This window comes from Streptomyces sp. NBC_00122, from assembly GCF_045160845.1.
In the GTDB taxonomy this organism is placed as follows: domain Bacteria; phylum Actinomycetota; class Actinomycetes; order Streptomycetales; family Streptomycetaceae; genus Streptomyces.
This window is the reverse complement of record NZ_CP108191.1, coordinates 7,325,424-7,340,990: the sequence shown is the minus strand read 5'-3', so window position 1 is coordinate 7,340,990 and position 15,567 is coordinate 7,325,424. Positions and strand designations below refer to the sequence as shown.

At 67.5% G+C, this 15,567-nt stretch carries 13 protein-coding genes and 2 pseudogenes; 10 read left to right on the top strand and 5 right to left on the bottom strand.

The features are described from left to right. Positions 1-259 precede the first annotated feature (259 nt). Positions 260-2,224, top strand: coding sequence for a serine/threonine-protein kinase (locus OG737_RS33685; RefSeq protein WP_405676388.1), 1,965 nt, complete (start codon positions 260-262; stop codon positions 2,222-2,224). A gap of 175 nt (positions 2,225-2,399) precedes the next feature. Here OG737_RS33685 and OG737_RS33680 read toward each other — a convergent pair. From OG737_RS33680 to OG737_RS33670, 3 genes and pseudogenes are all read right to left on the bottom strand, one after another. Then, positions 2,400-2,725 (bottom strand): annotated as a pseudogene (locus OG737_RS33680) (IS701 family transposase); the annotation flags it as partial. Between the two features lie 9 nt (positions 2,726-2,734). Beyond that, entirely contained in the window at positions 2,735-3,271 is a 537-nt protein-coding gene (locus tag OG737_RS33675) for a transposase (RefSeq protein WP_405681276.1), read from the bottom strand. Next, the gene (locus OG737_RS33670; RefSeq protein WP_405676390.1) at positions 3,268-3,807 is read right to left on the bottom strand and encodes a winged helix-turn-helix domain-containing protein; all 540 of its coding nucleotides are present in this window, start codon (positions 3,805-3,807) and stop codon (positions 3,268-3,270) included. The genes OG737_RS33675 and OG737_RS33670 overlap by 4 nt, the downstream gene beginning before the upstream one ends. 617 nt (positions 3,808-4,424) lie before the next feature. On the opposite strand from OG737_RS33670, the gene OG737_RS33665 reads away from it, so the two are divergent. Both OG737_RS33665 and OG737_RS33660 read left to right on the top strand, forming a co-directional pair. Next, positions 4,425-5,390, top strand: a complete 966-nt coding sequence (locus OG737_RS33665; protein WP_405922382.1) for an alcohol dehydrogenase catalytic domain-containing protein — start codon at positions 4,425-4,427, stop codon at positions 5,388-5,390. Positions 5,391-5,404: 14 nt separating this feature from the next. Then, positions 5,405-7,279 carry a glycoside hydrolase family 15 protein gene (locus tag OG737_RS33660; RefSeq protein ID WP_405922381.1) on the top strand — a complete coding sequence of 625 codons (1,875 nt, stop codon included), beginning with the start codon at positions 5,405-5,407 and terminating at the stop codon, positions 7,277-7,279. A gap of 575 nt (positions 7,280-7,854) precedes the next feature. On the opposite strand, the gene OG737_RS33655 is transcribed toward OG737_RS33660, so the two are convergent. Continuing rightward, positions 7,855-9,258, bottom strand: a complete 1,404-nt coding sequence (locus OG737_RS33655; RefSeq protein WP_405681277.1) for a DUF2252 domain-containing protein — start codon at positions 9,256-9,258, stop codon at positions 7,855-7,857. A gap of 142 nt (positions 9,259-9,400) precedes the next feature. Then, positions 9,401-9,538, bottom strand: a pseudogene (locus OG737_RS33650) (carboxymuconolactone decarboxylase); the annotation flags it as partial. An 847-nt stretch (positions 9,539-10,385) separates the two neighbouring features. Between OG737_RS33650 and OG737_RS33645 the strand changes: the two are divergent. The 7 genes from OG737_RS33645 to OG737_RS33615 all read left to right on the top strand — a co-directional run bounded on the left by OG737_RS33645 (position 10,386) and on the right by OG737_RS33615 (position 15,255). After that, on the top strand, positions 10,386-10,871 hold the full coding sequence (locus tag OG737_RS33645) for a hypothetical protein (protein ID WP_405676396.1): 486 nt from the start codon (positions 10,386-10,388) through the stop codon (positions 10,869-10,871). Positions 10,872-11,023: 152 nt separating this feature from the next. After that, positions 11,024-12,337, top strand: a complete 1,314-nt coding sequence (locus OG737_RS33640; protein ID WP_405676398.1) for a Dyp-type peroxidase — start codon at positions 11,024-11,026, stop codon at positions 12,335-12,337. Positions 12,338-12,397: 60 nt separating this feature from the next. Continuing rightward, on the top strand, positions 12,398-12,847 hold the full coding sequence (locus OG737_RS33635) for a hypothetical protein (RefSeq protein ID WP_405676400.1): 450 nt from the start codon (positions 12,398-12,400) through the stop codon (positions 12,845-12,847). A gap of 58 nt (positions 12,848-12,905) precedes the next feature. Beyond that, a complete protein-coding gene (locus OG737_RS33630; RefSeq protein WP_405922380.1) occupies positions 12,906-13,595 on the top strand; it encodes a winged helix-turn-helix domain-containing protein in 690 nt (229 codons plus the stop codon). A gap of 95 nt (positions 13,596-13,690) precedes the next feature. Further along, on the top strand, positions 13,691-13,918 hold the full coding sequence (locus OG737_RS33625) for a hypothetical protein (RefSeq protein WP_405676402.1): 228 nt from the start codon (positions 13,691-13,693) through the stop codon (positions 13,916-13,918). Between the two features lie 54 nt (positions 13,919-13,972). Then, positions 13,973-14,416, top strand: coding sequence for a PIG-L deacetylase family protein (locus OG737_RS33620; protein ID WP_405676404.1), 444 nt, complete (start codon positions 13,973-13,975; stop codon positions 14,414-14,416). A 254-nt stretch (positions 14,417-14,670) separates the two neighbouring features. Continuing rightward, positions 14,671-15,255, top strand: coding sequence for a WbqC family protein (locus tag OG737_RS33615; RefSeq protein ID WP_405676406.1), 585 nt, complete (start codon positions 14,671-14,673; stop codon positions 15,253-15,255). Positions 15,256-15,567: the final 312 nt, after the last annotated feature.

Sequence of the window (15,567 nt, the reverse complement as noted above, 5' to 3'; positions counted from 1 at the left end):
CAGGGACTGGAGCTCGTCAAAGGCGAGATTCTGTGGGTCCTAGGCCGACGCCCGGTGTACTGCGTGCCCGTCTCGATCCGCAAGCGCACGGATTCGGTGCACTGCTTGCTGAAGTGCCGGGCCACGGGCATGGCGAATGTGAATGTCTTTAGTCGTGTGCACGGGTGGGCTGGGGGTTCACTGTGGTGGAGGGGAGGCGCCCGCGATCGGGGCGAGGGCGTGGGAGGGGTCCGAGTGATCCGCAGCAAGGGGAACTTCAGTGAGCGATTTCCAGAAGAGGTTCTCGGTGCATCAGGTTGCCTTCCATTGGGACGGCAACCATGGCCGCGAGGGCACTGGCGTCAACGCCGTCGCTCACTCCTGCTCGGCCCAGCGTGCCGAGGAACTGGGGCGGGAGCTGGGCCCCTTGCTGTTTTCCCGTGCGGCGACGGCAGGTCCGAGCGTCGTGCGCACGCAGTCGCGCGACGGGGACATCATGCTCGTCCAGCGCTGGCCCACCGTTGACCGGGGCGGACGACCCATGACGATCAGCCACGTCCTGATCGGCGCCCCAGAGATCATGAAGACCCGGTGGTGCCTTGGCCTGTCGTACGGCGGCTGGCACAGTCAGGAGAAGGCCGAGCTGGCGCGTGGGCATCTCGCGGAGGTCAATCGCGAGGCACTCGACGAGCTGGCGATCCGTCGGCTGCCTGAGATGATGGAACTGCTACCCACGGTCCAGCAGGCGTTGGTCTTGGTCACCGCGGAGCTGCTGCGCGATCCAACGCAGCGGGTGTCGCTGCTCCTGGAGGAGCAGACACCGGTCGGCTGGCCGGACCGGGACGCGGTGCCGCTGGTCTATCTCGGGCTGTTCATGATCTTCCATGACTGGTTGGACGGGCAGTGGACGTTCGCCACCTACGACACGGTGGACACCCATCCCTTGCGGCTGATGTCCGTGCCGCGCTGGGAGCCGGACACGGGCGTTGCTGGCCCTCTTCGGGTCATGGGCCGTCGGCCGGACGTCCCCCGCTTCGAGCACATGGCGGCGGCACGGTTGGTGAAGCACCTCCTCACGCAGCGGCAGGAGTTTGCCGGCGTGCCACAGCTGGTCGTAGGACTCGCCGACGGGGCGGTCTTGGGTTGGGAGCAACGGCGCGAACGACTGCGGGAGATTCTCGGCATCGCCCGCCCGAACGGCGCGAGGGCCGTAGCGCCCGCGCCCCTCCCGGCGGAACTGGGCCCGACTTGGGAATGGGACCGGGATCGAGACCAGGAGCGGGAAAGCGGCGGGGAAGAGAAGGCCCAGGATCGGGAACGGGCCCGAGCCACCCGCCGACCAGCAGCAAGCGAGACAGGCCGCCTGCACCACGCCTTGCGCACCCGGCATGAGGCACCCACCGTCTCAGCCGCGAGACACCTGGCCGGACACGAAGGGCTGCTGGTCGATGACCGCTACCTGCTCACCGCACTGATCGGCCAGGGCGGAATGGCACGTGTGTGGCGCGGCCACGATCAGCGGCTTAAGCGGCCCGTCGCCGTCAAGGAGATCCTTTTCGAGTCCGCAATGACCCTCTCGGAACGCGCGTCGCTGACTGCGCGGATGCAGATTGAGGCGCAGGCCGCGGCGCGGATGCGCCATCAGAACATCGTCGCGGTCCACGACGCCTTCCACTTCCAAGGCACTCCCTGGATCGTCATGGAGTATGTCCCCGGCACCGGCCTGGATGTGCTGATGCGCGACGAAGGCCCGCTCCCCTGGAAGCATGCCGCCGCTTTGGGCGCCCAGGTGGCCGATGCCCTTGCACACGTGCACGCTGCCGGGGTGATCCACCGCGATCTGAAACCTGGCAACATCCTTGTCTGCGACGCCCGGGTGATACTCACCGACTTCGGCATCTCCCGAATGCTGGACGTCCCCGGCGTGACCACCGCCGGCAAAGTCATCGGAACGCTCCCCTACATGTCACCCGAACAGCTGTACAACAAGCCGGTGCCGGCCAGCGACCTGTGGGCCCTGGGCGTCACCATGTACGAGGCAGTCGAAGGACACCGGCCGTTCCAAGGGGATACGCAACCCGAGCTGTTCGATGCGATCCGCCAGCACCCCTTCCCGCCGCCCCGGCGCGCCGGGGCGCTGACGGCCCTGCTCACAGCCTTGCTGGACAAGGACGCGGCGCGCCGCCCGCATGCGCAAGACACGACCCGCACTCTGCGCGGTGCCGCAGGTGAAGCACGCGCCTAGTACTCCAGCAGTACTTTGTGGCTTGACCTGGGGAAACGTCGAGCGGTGGGAGTGTAGCGGGCAGGCTGCCGTCACGGACGGCTTCTGCCCGCCTGCCCCTCGAAGGAGTGCCCACGACGGTGGTAGTGGCAGCGGCGGGCCACCGCTTGGCGTCGTCGGCGCCAGTGCGACCAGCTCAACGCATGGGTGTAAGCGCAGGGTTCGCGGGGTGTACGAGCTGCCAGGAGTCGCCGCACTTCCGCCACAGTGAGCTCGATGGCCACGACCTCCTCACCGGTGGACCCCCCTTTTCGGCTGCTCGCGTGCTCATCACGGCGAGGAAGGCGTGGGCGAGCATGGCCAGGGTGATGTGCCGGTACCAGCCGACATAGCGGCGAACCTCGTACTCATCCAGGCCGCACCGTTCTTCGCCGCCTGGAAACACTCCTCGATCGCCCACCGGGCGCCCGCGACGCGCACCAGTTGGTCCACTGTGGCATCCAGCGGCGCACAGCCGAGGTACTGAGATTTTCAGGGTGGGGTCGGTGGGGCGAGGGTCAGGCCTGTTGCGGTGAGGCACCCGTTGATCAGGTGGGGCCGGAGCTGGATCCTTCGTAACTCTCGGCGGAGTGTGCGGTCGAGGCCGTCGGGTGTGTCGAAAGCGGTGTTGGCCATCGCTCTGCGCACGAGTGACCAGACGGCCTCAACGGGATTCAGGTCGGGTGCATACGGCGGGAGGCGGATGGTGGTGAGCCAGTCGTGCTCGGCTTCATACCGTTTCAGCCCGGCTGTCAGATGGGTGCTGAGATTGTCCCAGACGACCACGATGGGTCCGCCGAGCTGGATGTGTGCCCGAACGAGCAGGTCGCGGTAGTCCTGCCAGGAGAAGCTCCTGCGGGCGCCCTTGAGCAGGAGATGGGTGCGGGGCCGGTGGATGAGACGGCTCTTCTCACCAGCTTTGTAGCAGCACAGGGCGGCGACCGAGGTCCGGCGGCGGGACCTGCCTCTCACCCGGATGACGGGGGTGTGTCCGCGCCGGCCCCAGGTGCGGGCCCGAGGCGGTGTCATCGAGAAGCCGGCCTCGTCCTCGAAGACGATCCAGCCGTCACACGCCGCCGCGAGCCTTTTACCTGGGGCCACACCTCCTTCTTCCACAGCTCCACCGCGTGCTCGTCGCGTTCGAGGGCTCTGCGGGCGGGTGCCTGCCAGGTCCAGCCGTGCCGTTTCAGCAACCGCCACACTGTCGCCACCGACAGGCTCAGCTTCAGACGACGGCGGATCACCGTCTGGACCCGGGTCAGGGTCCACCGCTGATCGTCGAAGCCGTGCACGGCCGGTCCCTTGCCGAGTTCTTCCTCGAGTACGGCGAACTGGGCGTCGGTGACTGTCGGGGAGTTCGCCGGACCCGCGGAGCGCAAGGCCTCCATGCCGCCCTCGCGCCAGGCGCGGCGCCAGCGTTCCACCGACCGCACACTCACCCGCAGATCCTTCGCGATCACCGCGGTCTTCTCACCCGCCGCGAACCTGTCGCCGGCCTGAAGCCGGATCCCCTCGCGAAACGCCCGACGCTCAGCGGTCAGGCCCCCACCCTCTGGATACCTCACCTCACCGGCATACCGCAGGGATCACCAACCGTCACTACCCGACGACAACCCGAGAACCTCAGTAGGCCGGACTGTATGCCTGAGTTCGCAAACGAATTCGCCTCTCTCGCTTAGTAGTGGCTCCAGGCTCGGCCGCCACAGCTTGTTCCACTTCGCCTTCAGGAGCCCTTTCAGGACCAGGTGGTCCTACGGCAGACACAGCGACCGGCCCGGCGTCACCGGCATGGAGCGGCCGACATCGCCCACGTCCTCGGTACTTACGCGCCCCGGGTCAAACCCCAGTGCAAGAACCTGTCGCCACCCACTGCAAAAACTCTCCTCGTTACTGCGCTGAGCCGCCGGAAGGGGACCTCTCCGGCACCCGTTGGTCGGAAAACCTGGCAAGACTCGCCGATCTGAGGAGACAGAGGGACATTGGTGAGGAGGAGTACCAGCAGGCGAAGGCCAAGATGCTTGCGACCTGGACAGCCAGCCCGGGACGCCGGGACGCCGTGTGGGCCGGCGGCTGAATCAGAATCGAGGCGGTCATGCGTGCTGTGACGGTGGCACCCGGGAACCGCGGCTCACTGGAGCTGAGTGAGATCGCCGATCCGGGGGCCGAGTCCGGGTCCGTGGTCATGGAGTCGCTCGCCGTCGGTATCTGCGGCACAGACGCGGAGATCGCCGACGGCCAGTACGGGTGGGCGCCGCCAGGGAATGACCGGCTGGTTCTCGGACACGAATCCCTCGGCCGCGTGATCCACGGCGGCGCTCGAGGTCCCGCCGTCGGCGACCACGTGGTGGGAATCGTCCGCATGCCCGACCCGGAACCGTGTCCGAACTGCGCCGTGGGCGAATGGGACATGTGCTCCAACGGCCGCTACACGGAGCGCGGAATCAAGGAACGCGATGGGTTCATGGCCGACCGCTGGCGCAGCGATCCCGACTACCTGGTCAAGGTGGACCCGGAGCTCGGCGTGCTGGGCGTGCTGGGCGTGCTGCTGGAGCCCGCCTCGGTGGTCGCCAAGGCGTGGGAGCACCTTGTCGCGATCGGCCATCGGACGTTCTGGGACCCTCAGTTGGTCCTTGTCGTCGGTGCCGGGCCGATCGGGCTCCTCGCGGCGCTCCTGGGTCGGCAGCGAGGGTTCGAGGTGCATGTCCTGGACCGCGTCACAGCAGGCTCGAAGCCCGAGCTTGTCGAGGCGCTCGGGGCGCAGTACCACACGGGAGCGGTCACAGACCTGGGGCTGAGCCCCGACATCGTCGTCGAGTGCACCGGGGTGCCCGCCCTGATCCGGCAGTCCGCCGAGGTGGTCGCCGCGGGCGGGCTTGTCTGCCTTACCGGCGTCGGCTCGCTGACGGGCGGGTCCGCAGGCGGCATCGAGGGCGGGCTCGCCGCGTCGGCCGTTCTGCGGAACCTCGCGGTATTCGGCTCCGTCAACGCCAACCGCCGGCACTACTACCTGGCCGCCAGGGCGCTCGCCCGAGCCGACCGGGGCTGGTTGGAGGGCCTTGTGACACGGCGAGTGGCCCCGCGCGACATCGATCAGGCGCTGGAGCGGGACCAGAACGACATCAAGGTGATCGTGGACTTCATGTCCTGAGGGAGTTGAACGCCATGGCCCAGACCGACTACCCGCCGATCGCTGACTATGCCTTCCTCAGCGACTGCCACTCCGTGGCGCTGGTGAGCCGGGATGCATCGGTGGAATGGGCGTGCTTCCACCGCTTCGACGGGCGATCGGTTTTCGCCCGCATACTGGACCGGGGCCGGGGCGGGTACTTCCGCATCGCCCCGGTGGCACAGTTCACCACCACACGTCGCTACCTGCCGGACACCAACGTGCTGGAGACCCGCTTCGACACGGGCGCCGGAGTCGTGACGGTGACGGACTGCCTGGTGGTGCGTGACGACCTCACTCGCCCCGGCCGGGTCGAGCGGCGGCCACCAGAAGGACTGCTGCTGCGCGTGGTGCGCGGCGAGTCGGGTACTGTCGACGTGGAGTTGCAGTTCGCCCCCAGATTCGAGTACGGGATGACCGTCCCGTACATGGAACTCGCCGGCGAAGATCTGGCCGTGGTCACCGGCGGCCCGGACTCCCTTCTTCTGCAGAGCGGGCTGGCACCGCTCATCGTCGACAACCTCGGCAATTGCACCGCTCGGGGGACCCTGGCGGAGGGGCAGGTCGCCTATGTGGCTCTTTCCTATGCGCAGGCCGGGGCCCTGACCGTCGAGCGCCTTTCCCCCGTCGAACTGAATGGCAGGCTGGCGGAAACCGTGGGGTTCTGGAGTAACTGGGCTGCGCGGTGCACCTACCAGGGCCCTCACCGGGACGCCGTGGTACGTAGCGCGCTCGTGCTCAAGGGACTCATCTACGACGAGACCGGTGCTCTGGCCGCGGCCCCTACCACCTCGCTCCCCGAGGAGATCGGTGGAGAACGCAACTGGGACTACCGCTACACCTGGCTGCGCGACTCCGCGGCGATGTTGGGCTCTTTGGGCGCCCTCGGATATCTAGAGGAGGCGGATCGATTCGGTGAATGGCTGCTGCGCACGACCGCCGGCCGGGCCGAGGACCTGCAGATCATGTACGGCCTCGGAGGTGAGCGGCTGCTGCACGAGGTGGACCTGGACCATCTGGAAGGCTACCGCGCTTCTCGTCCGGTCCGGGTGGGAAACGGCGCGTGGGACCAGTTCCAGCTCGATACCTACGGCGAATTGATGGAAGCTACGCTGCTCGTCCTGAAGCTGCGCGGCCAACAGACCGTCGCCCCGCGCGGCGGGCGGTTCCTGCGCGACGTGGTGGAGCTGAACATCAAGCGCTGGGAGGAGGCCGACGAGGGTATCTGGGAGATCCGGGGCGGGCGCCGGCATTTCGTCTTTTCCAAACTGATGGCATGGGCGGCTGTCGACTGCGGCATCCGCCTCCTCGATATTTCCCCCGAGCTGGCTCAGGAGCCGGGGTTGCGGGAGCGTTGGGAGGAAGCCCGCCAGGAGATCCGGACGGCTCTGGAGACCAGGGGTGTTGACGCCAAGACCGGTGCCTTTCTCCAGGCGTTCGACCACGACGAACTCGACGCGTCCTCGCTGCAGGTCAGCCTGCGGGGGTTCCTGCCGGGGAACGATCCCAGAATCCTTGCCACGATCGAACGTACGGAAGCCGAGCTGACCCGCAACGGCCACGTCTACCGCTACCTTGGGGCGGACGGCCTGTCGGGCGAGGAGGGCTCGTTCGTCTTCTGCACCCTGTGGCTGGCGTCCGCCCTGGCACGTGCCGGCCGCACCGAAGCAGCAGAGAAGTACCTCGCCGGCGTCCTGGACTGCGCCAACGACCTCGGCCTGCTGGCGGAGGAGATCGACCCTGACACCGGGGAGCTGCTCGGCAACTTCCCTCAGGGGTTCAGCCATCTTGGAGTCATCGCGGCCGCCCTGAACCTGGCCTATGCCCAAGCCGGGGCAGACGCGCCCTGGCCTCCCCGGCGAGTGGGCTGAGACGAGGGCTGGACAAGGCCAGGGCGGACCGCAGTCGGCGCGGTGCGTCTGCTCCCTCACCGAGGCCCGGCGGCACCCCTGGACCCGTCCGCATAAGGACCCGTCCGCATAACCGGAGCTCAGCGGCCGGCCCTCACCGCGCGGGCATTCGCAGCGTTCGGCGACCGCGTAGCAGTTCCGCGCGCACGAAGGACACCACCGAGGCAACGACGCAACGATGAGGACGGGCATCTGCGACGCAGCATCAGGCCCCAGGAGTGTCGCCAGGATCATGGCCGCGATCGGAAGGCGTAGTACCGCCGCACCTGCTGCTGCCAGTCCCACAGCCAGCCCGGATGCCAGGCCGAAGCCGGGTAGCGGCGCGGAGCACGGCCGCCGCCGGCACCGATCATCAGCCGGAAAGACCGGGCTCTGGGAACCCCGCGGCCTGCGGCCTCGCCTGTTCGCCGCCGCTCAGATCGTCACCATCGCCCGCAGACAACCAGTGAGAGCGCCTCCCCTGACGTTCCTGGTGAGAGAAGCGGCAGAGCCCAGACCAAACGCGTTGGCCGGCGATTCGCGTTGCACCCGCCGGGTCAGGTGGTCGGCAGCTCGGCGGGCAGCCGGCCCGCGCGCACCGCGTCGATCAGGGACTGGTGGTCACGTTCGTTCTGGTCGGCGTATGCTTCCGCGAACGCCGCGAGCGCCCGGTCGAACGAGTCGCCGCTGCCGAGGTATGCGGCGATCGCGATCTGGTCCCCGGAGCGTGCATGCGCGCGAGCCAGCGTGCGCCCGCACAGCTCACCGAACGCCTGCATGGCCGTTGGCCACATCCTCTCCGCAATGGCGACCCCCTTCCAGTCACGCAGTTGGCGGACGTAGAAGTCGCGCTGTTTGCCGTCGATCCCTTCCACCCGCTCCCAGCCGAGGAAGATGTCGCTGGCGGCTTGCATCAATCGCTGGCCCGAGACCACTCGCTCTCCCTGATGGCTGTACTGGCTTGCGCCGACGTGGGCGGCGAGCACGGAGGTGTCGGCCTCCTTGGCCTGCAGGAAGAGCGGGTCACGGCCGTCCCGGCCGAGGAGCAGGAAGATCCAGCAGCGTGTGCCGACGCTCCCGACGCCGACCACCTTGCGGGCGACGTCCGCCAGCTTGTAGTCCGCCAGGAGCGTGCGCCGGTCGGAGGGAAGAGTACGGCCGTAGCGCTCCACGAGGCCCTGGAACTGGCGCTCCAGCGCGCTGCGCTCAACCTCCGGCAGCAGGTCGCCGATCGGCACGAGAAGCGGCGGGTCGGCCGCGATCCTGGGCCGGCCGTCGACCATCTCGGAGAGTTTGTCGAAGGCCTGCAGGCTGTCACGAGTGCGGGCTTTGGCCAGCGCCTTGCCCAGCTTCTTCCGGCCGCGCTTGTGGAGTTGGTCCGCGGTCAGGGCCTGGAGGCGTTCTGCGTCGATCTTCGCGTACCAGACGTCGAGGTTGCCCATGCGCGCGAAGAGCCTCATCGCCTCGCGGTACGAACGGACTGCGCAGGTCACGATGTCGGCGCGCTCGGCATCGTCGAAGCCGTTCGCCCGGCCCGCGATGACGAGACTGGCCGCCAGCCTCTTGACGTCCCACTCCCAGGGGCCCGGCAGTGTCTCGTCGAAGTCGTTGATGTCGAACATCAAGTCGCGCTCCGGCGACGCGAGCAGCCGGAAGTTCAGCATGTGCGCGTCCCCGCACAGCTGGGCACTGATCCCCGAGTCCGGGCTGCCGGCCAGGTCGGACGCCATGATCGCGGCTGCGCCACGGTAGAAACGGAAGGGGGACTCGATCATCCGGCTGTAGCGGATCGGCACGAGCTCGGGCACCCGTGCCGCGGACTGCTCCTCCAGGATCGCCAGCGGGTCCGGGCGGCCCTGCGACGGCTGGAACACGGCGTGTCCCGATCGGGGCGAGCGGCGCCTGGCCCGCTTGCCGAAGGCCGCGCGCTCCTCGGGCGTGGAGTCGGGAGCCACTCTCATCGCTGTCTTCGGGGTCGAGTCCTCGCGCATTGAAGGCCCTCCTGTCTGGCCCTGCGGGTATCGGGGCACCCGCCGTAGCGCCGTTGGCACCGGCGGTCCTGCGCAGGCGAGCCAAGGCGGCCGCTACCGGGTAAGGCTGTTCTCAGCCCCGGGCCTGGGCCTCGGCCTCCGTGATGGCGATGCCGAGTGCTCTGGCGATATCGCCCGCCGCCGTCATGACGCGGGCAGTGCCCACGATGGCGGCGAAGGGGACCAGGACATCCTGGAACTGTTCGGCGGTTGACCGCCATCGCGGCCAGAGTGTCCAGAACAACGGATCCAGAAGCCGTGGCGATGGCGGATGGACCATCTCCTTCCGCCGGCGCGTAAGGGGCGCAAGCAGTTGCTCCGCGTCGGTCCAGCGCCCCCTGCTCGACCGTAAGTCCGTCCCGAGCAGTCCGCCTATCGAGCGGGACCACCCAACGCACAGGGTGTGCTCGTGTCAGCAGCCGGGATCACCACCCGGAACCGCGACCACGACAGCCACGCGCAGAACAGCCCGGTCTGCTGGCCGCCGATGCGCGGGCCCACGCCCCAGCCGAACTGCAGACACCGGCCGGGCTGGTTTCCCGCTCGGGCAGTGGATCGCCGGAAAGCGGCGCTTCAACGCCCGCGGGGACATGGACGCCGACCGCGTGCGGCAGCTGGAGAAGGCGGGCATCCCGGAGCACCGTCGAGGTCTTCCACCGCGGCACCGAGCACCTCACCGGCTCTGGATCGGGAACGAGAAGGCCCGCCGCGACAAGCGCGACAGCCACCAGCTGCACGCGCTCGCCGAGCTGGGGTGGAGTGGGCGCCCGGCTCGATCGGAACCCCGTACTTCGCAGACTGTGGCTGTCCTGCCACAGCTCACTGTCGGCCTTGGCTCACCTGCCCGTCGTTCTCCTCTCGCCGTAGAATGGTGTGGCAATCACGGAGCCTCGTCGCCAACCGCGAGACGGGCGTCGTGCTTGGGCCGGACTGTATGCCTGAGTTCGCATACCAGTACGCCTCTCTCTCGCTTAGGTTGACGGCGGATCGACGCCGGTCGGCCAAGGCCGGCTGGACTATTTGAGCTACTCCCACCATATTGATCAGCAGGAGAAGCCATGGCTGCACAACAGGCAGAGGCCACGCAAGGATCCGCGGCGCCTTCCACGACGGCGTTCCTCCTCGCAGCCAAGATCAAGCCGGGACAGGCGGACGCGCTTCGCGAAGCAGCGGCCGCGAACGCCAATAACATTGAGGACCCAAATGGTTCGCTTGCACAGGTCGGCACCGTGCATTTCTGGCGCATTGCGATCCTCAATGATGATACCTTCCTTTTCGCCAGTCATTTCGACGGCGACATCGAGCCCTACCTCGACGACTTCTATACTGTCACTCTCGGCGGACTGGGATTTGATGCAGTCTTGCGCTACTGCGAAGGCTGGCCGGGTCCGAATGACCGTGAGGGGTTCATAGAATTCTGGAAGTCTCACAGGGTCCCGGACCTTCTCACGTACGCATATTACCCCGGAGTGACCTGCAAGGAAATCGAAAAGGCGCTGCGTATCCGGACCAACATGGAGGCCGTGCTGGAGGACTTCCAGTAGCCGGCTGCGGCTGACGGAAGCTCTTTGCGCAGCGTCTCTTGTGTTTCCTGGACAAGAGCCAGCGCCGGGAGGAGGGTTGGTCGCGGGCTTCGCCGCATGCCCCCTCTCGCGCTGCCGTGTGGATTCAGACTGCCGAGCGAGGCGTTCGTCCTGTGTTGAAGAATACGTCATTCGTTCTTGAGCTCGACGACATCCAGGGCTTGCTGCTGGGGTCGGTGCCCATGCCCTGCGGCCAATACTTCTTCCTCACATTCCGCCACCCTGACCAAGCACGGGCATTCCTCGCGCGGGTCGTCGACAAGCTCTGCTCGGCCGAGCCCGTGATCGTACCGCCCACGTCGCGCGTACACCTGGCACTCACGTGCAGCGGGTTGCGCGCGCTGGGCGTCGACGAGGCATCGCTCCAGAGCTTTCCGGAAGCGTTCCGGGTAGGCATGCCAGCCCGTGCGGAAGAACTTGGCGACCATGGAGAAAGCCATCCCGATCACTGGGTTGGCGGCCTGGCAAGCTCCGATCTCCATGCACTGCTTCTGCTCTTCGGCGCGGACCTCACTGAACGCACTCAGCAGATCGAGGAAATCCACTCGCTTATAGCGTCAAGCGGCGTCCGCATCCTGTCCGAACTCGATGTCGCGCTACCGGAGACAAGGCGCGAGCACTTCGGCTATCAGGACGGGATCTCCAGGATTTATGTCGAGGGAACCGGAATCGAGCCACCCCCCGGCAGCGGTCCTGCCGTCAAGCCCGGCGAGTTCGTGCTCGGCTATCCCGACGAAACCAGCTCCATTCCATCCCTCCCGCAGCCGGAATGGCTCAGCCGCAACGGCAGCTTCCTCGCCTATCGGCAACTCTACGAGGATGTCATCGCCTTCCGGGAATTCCTGAGGCGCCACGCTGCCACGCGTGACGAGCAGGAACTACTGGCCGCAAAACTGTTGGGGCGCTGGCGCAGTGGCGCCCCACTGGTATTGGCGCCCCACCACGATGACCCGGAGCTGGTCGCGGACCCGGAGCGCAACAACAACTTCAACTACGGGCAGATGGACCCGCGGGGACTCGCCTGTCCCATCGGCGCCCACATCCGACGCGTCAACCCACGAGACACGATCGGCAACATCCAGCGACGTCGGCTGATCCGCTGGGGACTCCCGTACGGACCGCTGCTCCCAGAAGGGTCACCCGATGACGGAATGGATCGCGGGCTGGCCCTCTTCTTCGGTTGCGCAGATATCGAGCGGCAGTTCGAGTTTGTGCAGAGGGAATGGATCAACGCCCCCAAGTTTCTTGGCCTGGACCACGACAAAGATCCGATCACGGGCGATCACGACGGCTCCTACAACATGACCATCCAGAAAAGGCCGATCAGGAAAACACTGCGTGGCCTGCCCCGGTTTACCCGGGTCAGAGGAGGGGCCTACGCCTTCTTGCCCGGCCTGCGAGCACTTCGCCTGCTCGCCGAAGGCTAACCGGCGATCCACCTAGCTCACTGCCATCGCAACAACTCCAGCAGAACCCTGGAGGCCCATATGCTGATCGCACTGCTCGCTCTGCTCGGCGTCGACCTCATCGTCATCGTGTTCTACGCAGTGGTTGTGTACGGCCGAAAACGCTGGGTGACAAAGCGACCCGGCGCTTTCCGCGGCGCCATCCGGGTCGCAAGCGGGGAGATCGACGGCCTGCGGCCCAAGTGGAGCCGGGGTTACGGACGCTGGGTCCGTGACATTCTCATCTGGACCAAGCGCCCGTTCCTTTTCCGCAACACACTTGTCCCCGCCGACGGACTGGATCAGCAACGACCAGCCCGTGACGATGAAATAAAACGGCTCGGCAAGCAACCCACCGTCATCCGGCTCAAAGCAGATGACGCAATCGCCGAGGTAGCAGCCAAGGAAGAAGACACGGCACTGCTCCTGGGCCCGTACCGGCAGCCCTTGGACCCCGACGCTCGACACCCTGCCGCGCCCACCACCACATGACTATGCGCAGCACCCCCAAAACACGGTCAGCGTCCGCCTCGTCAGCGGATCGCCACGCGTGTACACCGGCCGCGGCCTGCGCCAGGCGCTACTCAATGCCGTATGCATCCGCCGTCGCAACTCGCGTAGAAGTCCCTCACTTGGCCGAGTGACCGCACGCGAGGCCGTCAGCTCGTCGAGGACGTCGAGGGTGGTCAGCGCCAGACGTCGCAGGAGCCCGAGAAGGGGTGTGAAGTCGGCTTATCAGTGGCACCAGTTGTCGCGGGATAGTGGTGTTGAGGCTTTGGCCTCCCGGGGTCCGGGCGGGTCACGGTGCCGTCTGTCCCCGCGGTGTCTGGAGAAGCTGGCCGGGTATCTGGAGCAGGGCCCGGCCGCGCATGGCTGGGTGGAGGACCAGGTGTGGACCGCATCGAGGGTGGCCACGCTGATCGGCAGGAAGTTCCACGTCTCCTACAGCGTCTCGGGTGCCACCCGGTTGATGCACCCGCTCGGCTTCAGCCCGCAGGTCCCCGCCCGGCGGGTCGCTGAGCGCGATGAGCAGGCCGTGACCGCGTGGAAGGTGGCGACCTGGGCGGAGGTAAAAGAGTCTGGGCGGCCTGCGGGGGCTACGTCTGTTTCGAGGACGAAGCCACCAGGCGTCCGAGAATCCCAGTCTCCTGACCCACGCCGCCGAAGAACGGCGGTGCCCAGGGCGGGCGTGATGCGCAGATTGACGAGGGGGCCATCCGGAGCCGCGAACTCCCAGTAGGCCATGTGGTTTGGTGCAGTCGGTGACGGGCCCGACCGCGGAGCGGTCAACATGCGTCTGCGCATCTATCCTCGTCCTCTGGAGGCCGGACATCAGTGAGCCCTGAGTGGCTCACCACCGCGGTGCGCCCGGCTCGGGTCCGTACGGCCGTGCTCTGCCGCAACGAAGGCTCCAGCTACCCGCTCGACAGCTGGGGCTACAGCGTTGCCGACTGGGTCCGCTTCCCGTGGGAGCCCGAGCCGGCACCCGGCCATGTCACAGAGCCACTCCCCCCGCTCACCGGCCTGAACCGCCGTCCGGAGCCGTCCCGGCCCCGCACCTGACCATGCTTCCCGCACACACCCGTACCCCTTCCACGGATCAAGAGGAGGCAGGCCATGTTCGGCCTGAACCCAGGCGACAGCGTCCTGGCCGTCGCCCCGCATCCCGACGACGAGACCCTCGGCGCCGGAGGCACCATCGCCCGCCTGACCGCCGCCGGAATCGCCGTGCACGTCCTGGCTGTTGCCTGCGTGACGCAGCCCCGATGGGGAACCCCCACCGACAGCCGTCTGCGGCGTGAGGAGTTCAACGCGGCCTGCGACGTCCTAGGCGTCAGCGGCCGAGCAATCGCCTGGAGCGACGACGCTCCGGCCCTCGACCTCGCCAGTCACAGCGCTGAACTGGTCCGCCTCATAGAGTCCGGCCCGGAGCTCTCACTGGCCGCCCTTCAGCCGGCCACGCTCCTCATCCCGGCCGCCGGTGCCGTCCACCAGGACCACCAGGTCGTCCACCACGCCGCCTACGCGGCGGCACGGCCCAGCGGCTCGCTGCGGCACTAGCCCCGGACGGTCCTCGGCTTCCACGGGCCCGAGGACCACATCTGGAGTCCGGCGCCTCCTCGCCCCACCGTCTGGGTAGACGTCACCGGCACCGCAGCGGTCAAGGACAAGGCTCTCGGCTGCTACGCCCGCGAACTGCGCGATCCCGATCACCCGCGGTCGCTGGAGCGGATCCGGGCGATCGACTCCACGACCGGGGCGGCGTGCGGCACGCAGCGGGCAGAGGCGTTCGTGGCCTACCGGATGGCCTGCTGATGGGCGGACACGTACTGGTCGCGCACCAGCCGGCCTACCTGCCCTGGCCCGGATATTTCTCGCGGCTGACCGATGCCGAGGAACTGGTGCTCCTGGACCACGTCCAGTTCACCGAACGCGGCTGGCAAAACCGCAACCACATCCGCGGCCCCGCCGGTCCGGTCTGGCTGACCGTGCCGGTGCGCCGGCGCTTCGGGCAGCGCATCACGGACACCCGAATCGCCGACGGTACCTGGGCCGGGCGGCACTGGCGCAGCCTCGCCCAGACCTACGCCCATGCCCCGTACTGGCCCGAGCACCAGGACGCTCTCGAAGCTGTCTACGGGATGTCGTGGACGCACCTCGCGGGCCTGAACGAGGCCCTGTTGCGGGTGATGCTCGACGCGTTCGGGCTGTCCCTGCCGATGGTCCGCACCAGCGAACTGGCTCCGGTCGGACGGCAGACCGACATGCTCATCGACCTCTGCCACCAGCGGAACGCAACACGCCTGCGCGTGAATTCGCCCGGATCATCGGCTAGCAGCACCCGGATGGGGACCGGCACCGGATCGGGGGCGGAGGACGACGTCATGCCTCCACCGTAGGCGCCGCCTGTGACTTTGATCGGTGGTTGGCGGCTGCGTGAGGAATCGGCGCCGGTAGCTTGCGCGCGTTGATTGGTAGTTGGCGGAGTTGTTGATCGCTGGTTGGCGGCTCGTGGCCGTTGTGGTCACGGTTCGTGTTCTCCAAGAGTCAGTGGTCACGGATGCGCTCACTAAGCGTTTTCAGCTTCGTCCCTCCAGGGTGAGGGCGGCACGGACGACTGACGTCATGGCGTGGGGGTGAGCTGGCTCCGGTCAACTGGCTCGGAGGGTCCGAGAGGAGGTCGGGAAGGAAGCGCAGGAGCAGGGCGGCTC

Excerpts from the sequence above, each read along its gene's own strand:
- OG737_RS33675 (WP_405681276.1), bottom strand. The coding sequence starts at position 3,271 with ATGACACCGCCTCGGGCCCGCACCTGGGGCCGGCGCGGACACACCCCC.
- OG737_RS33665 (WP_405922382.1), top strand. The coding sequence starts at position 4,425 with ATGGAGTCGCTCGCCGTCGGTATCTGCGGCACAGACGCGGAGATCGCC.
- OG737_RS33660 (WP_405922381.1), top strand. The coding sequence starts at position 5,405 with ATGGCCCAGACCGACTACCCGCCGATCGCTGACTATGCCTTCCTCAGC.
- OG737_RS33655 (WP_405681277.1), bottom strand. The coding sequence starts at position 9,258 with ATGAGAGTGGCTCCCGACTCCACGCCCGAGGAGCGCGCGGCCTTCGGC.
- OG737_RS33645 (WP_405676396.1), top strand. The coding sequence starts at position 10,386 with ATGGCTGCACAACAGGCAGAGGCCACGCAAGGATCCGCGGCGCCTTCC.
- OG737_RS33635 (WP_405676400.1), top strand. The coding sequence starts at position 12,398 with ATGCTGATCGCACTGCTCGCTCTGCTCGGCGTCGACCTCATCGTCATC.
- OG737_RS33620 (WP_405676404.1), top strand. The coding sequence starts at position 13,973 with ATGTTCGGCCTGAACCCAGGCGACAGCGTCCTGGCCGTCGCCCCGCAT.
- OG737_RS33615 (WP_405676406.1), top strand. The coding sequence starts at position 14,671 with ATGGGCGGACACGTACTGGTCGCGCACCAGCCGGCCTACCTGCCCTGG.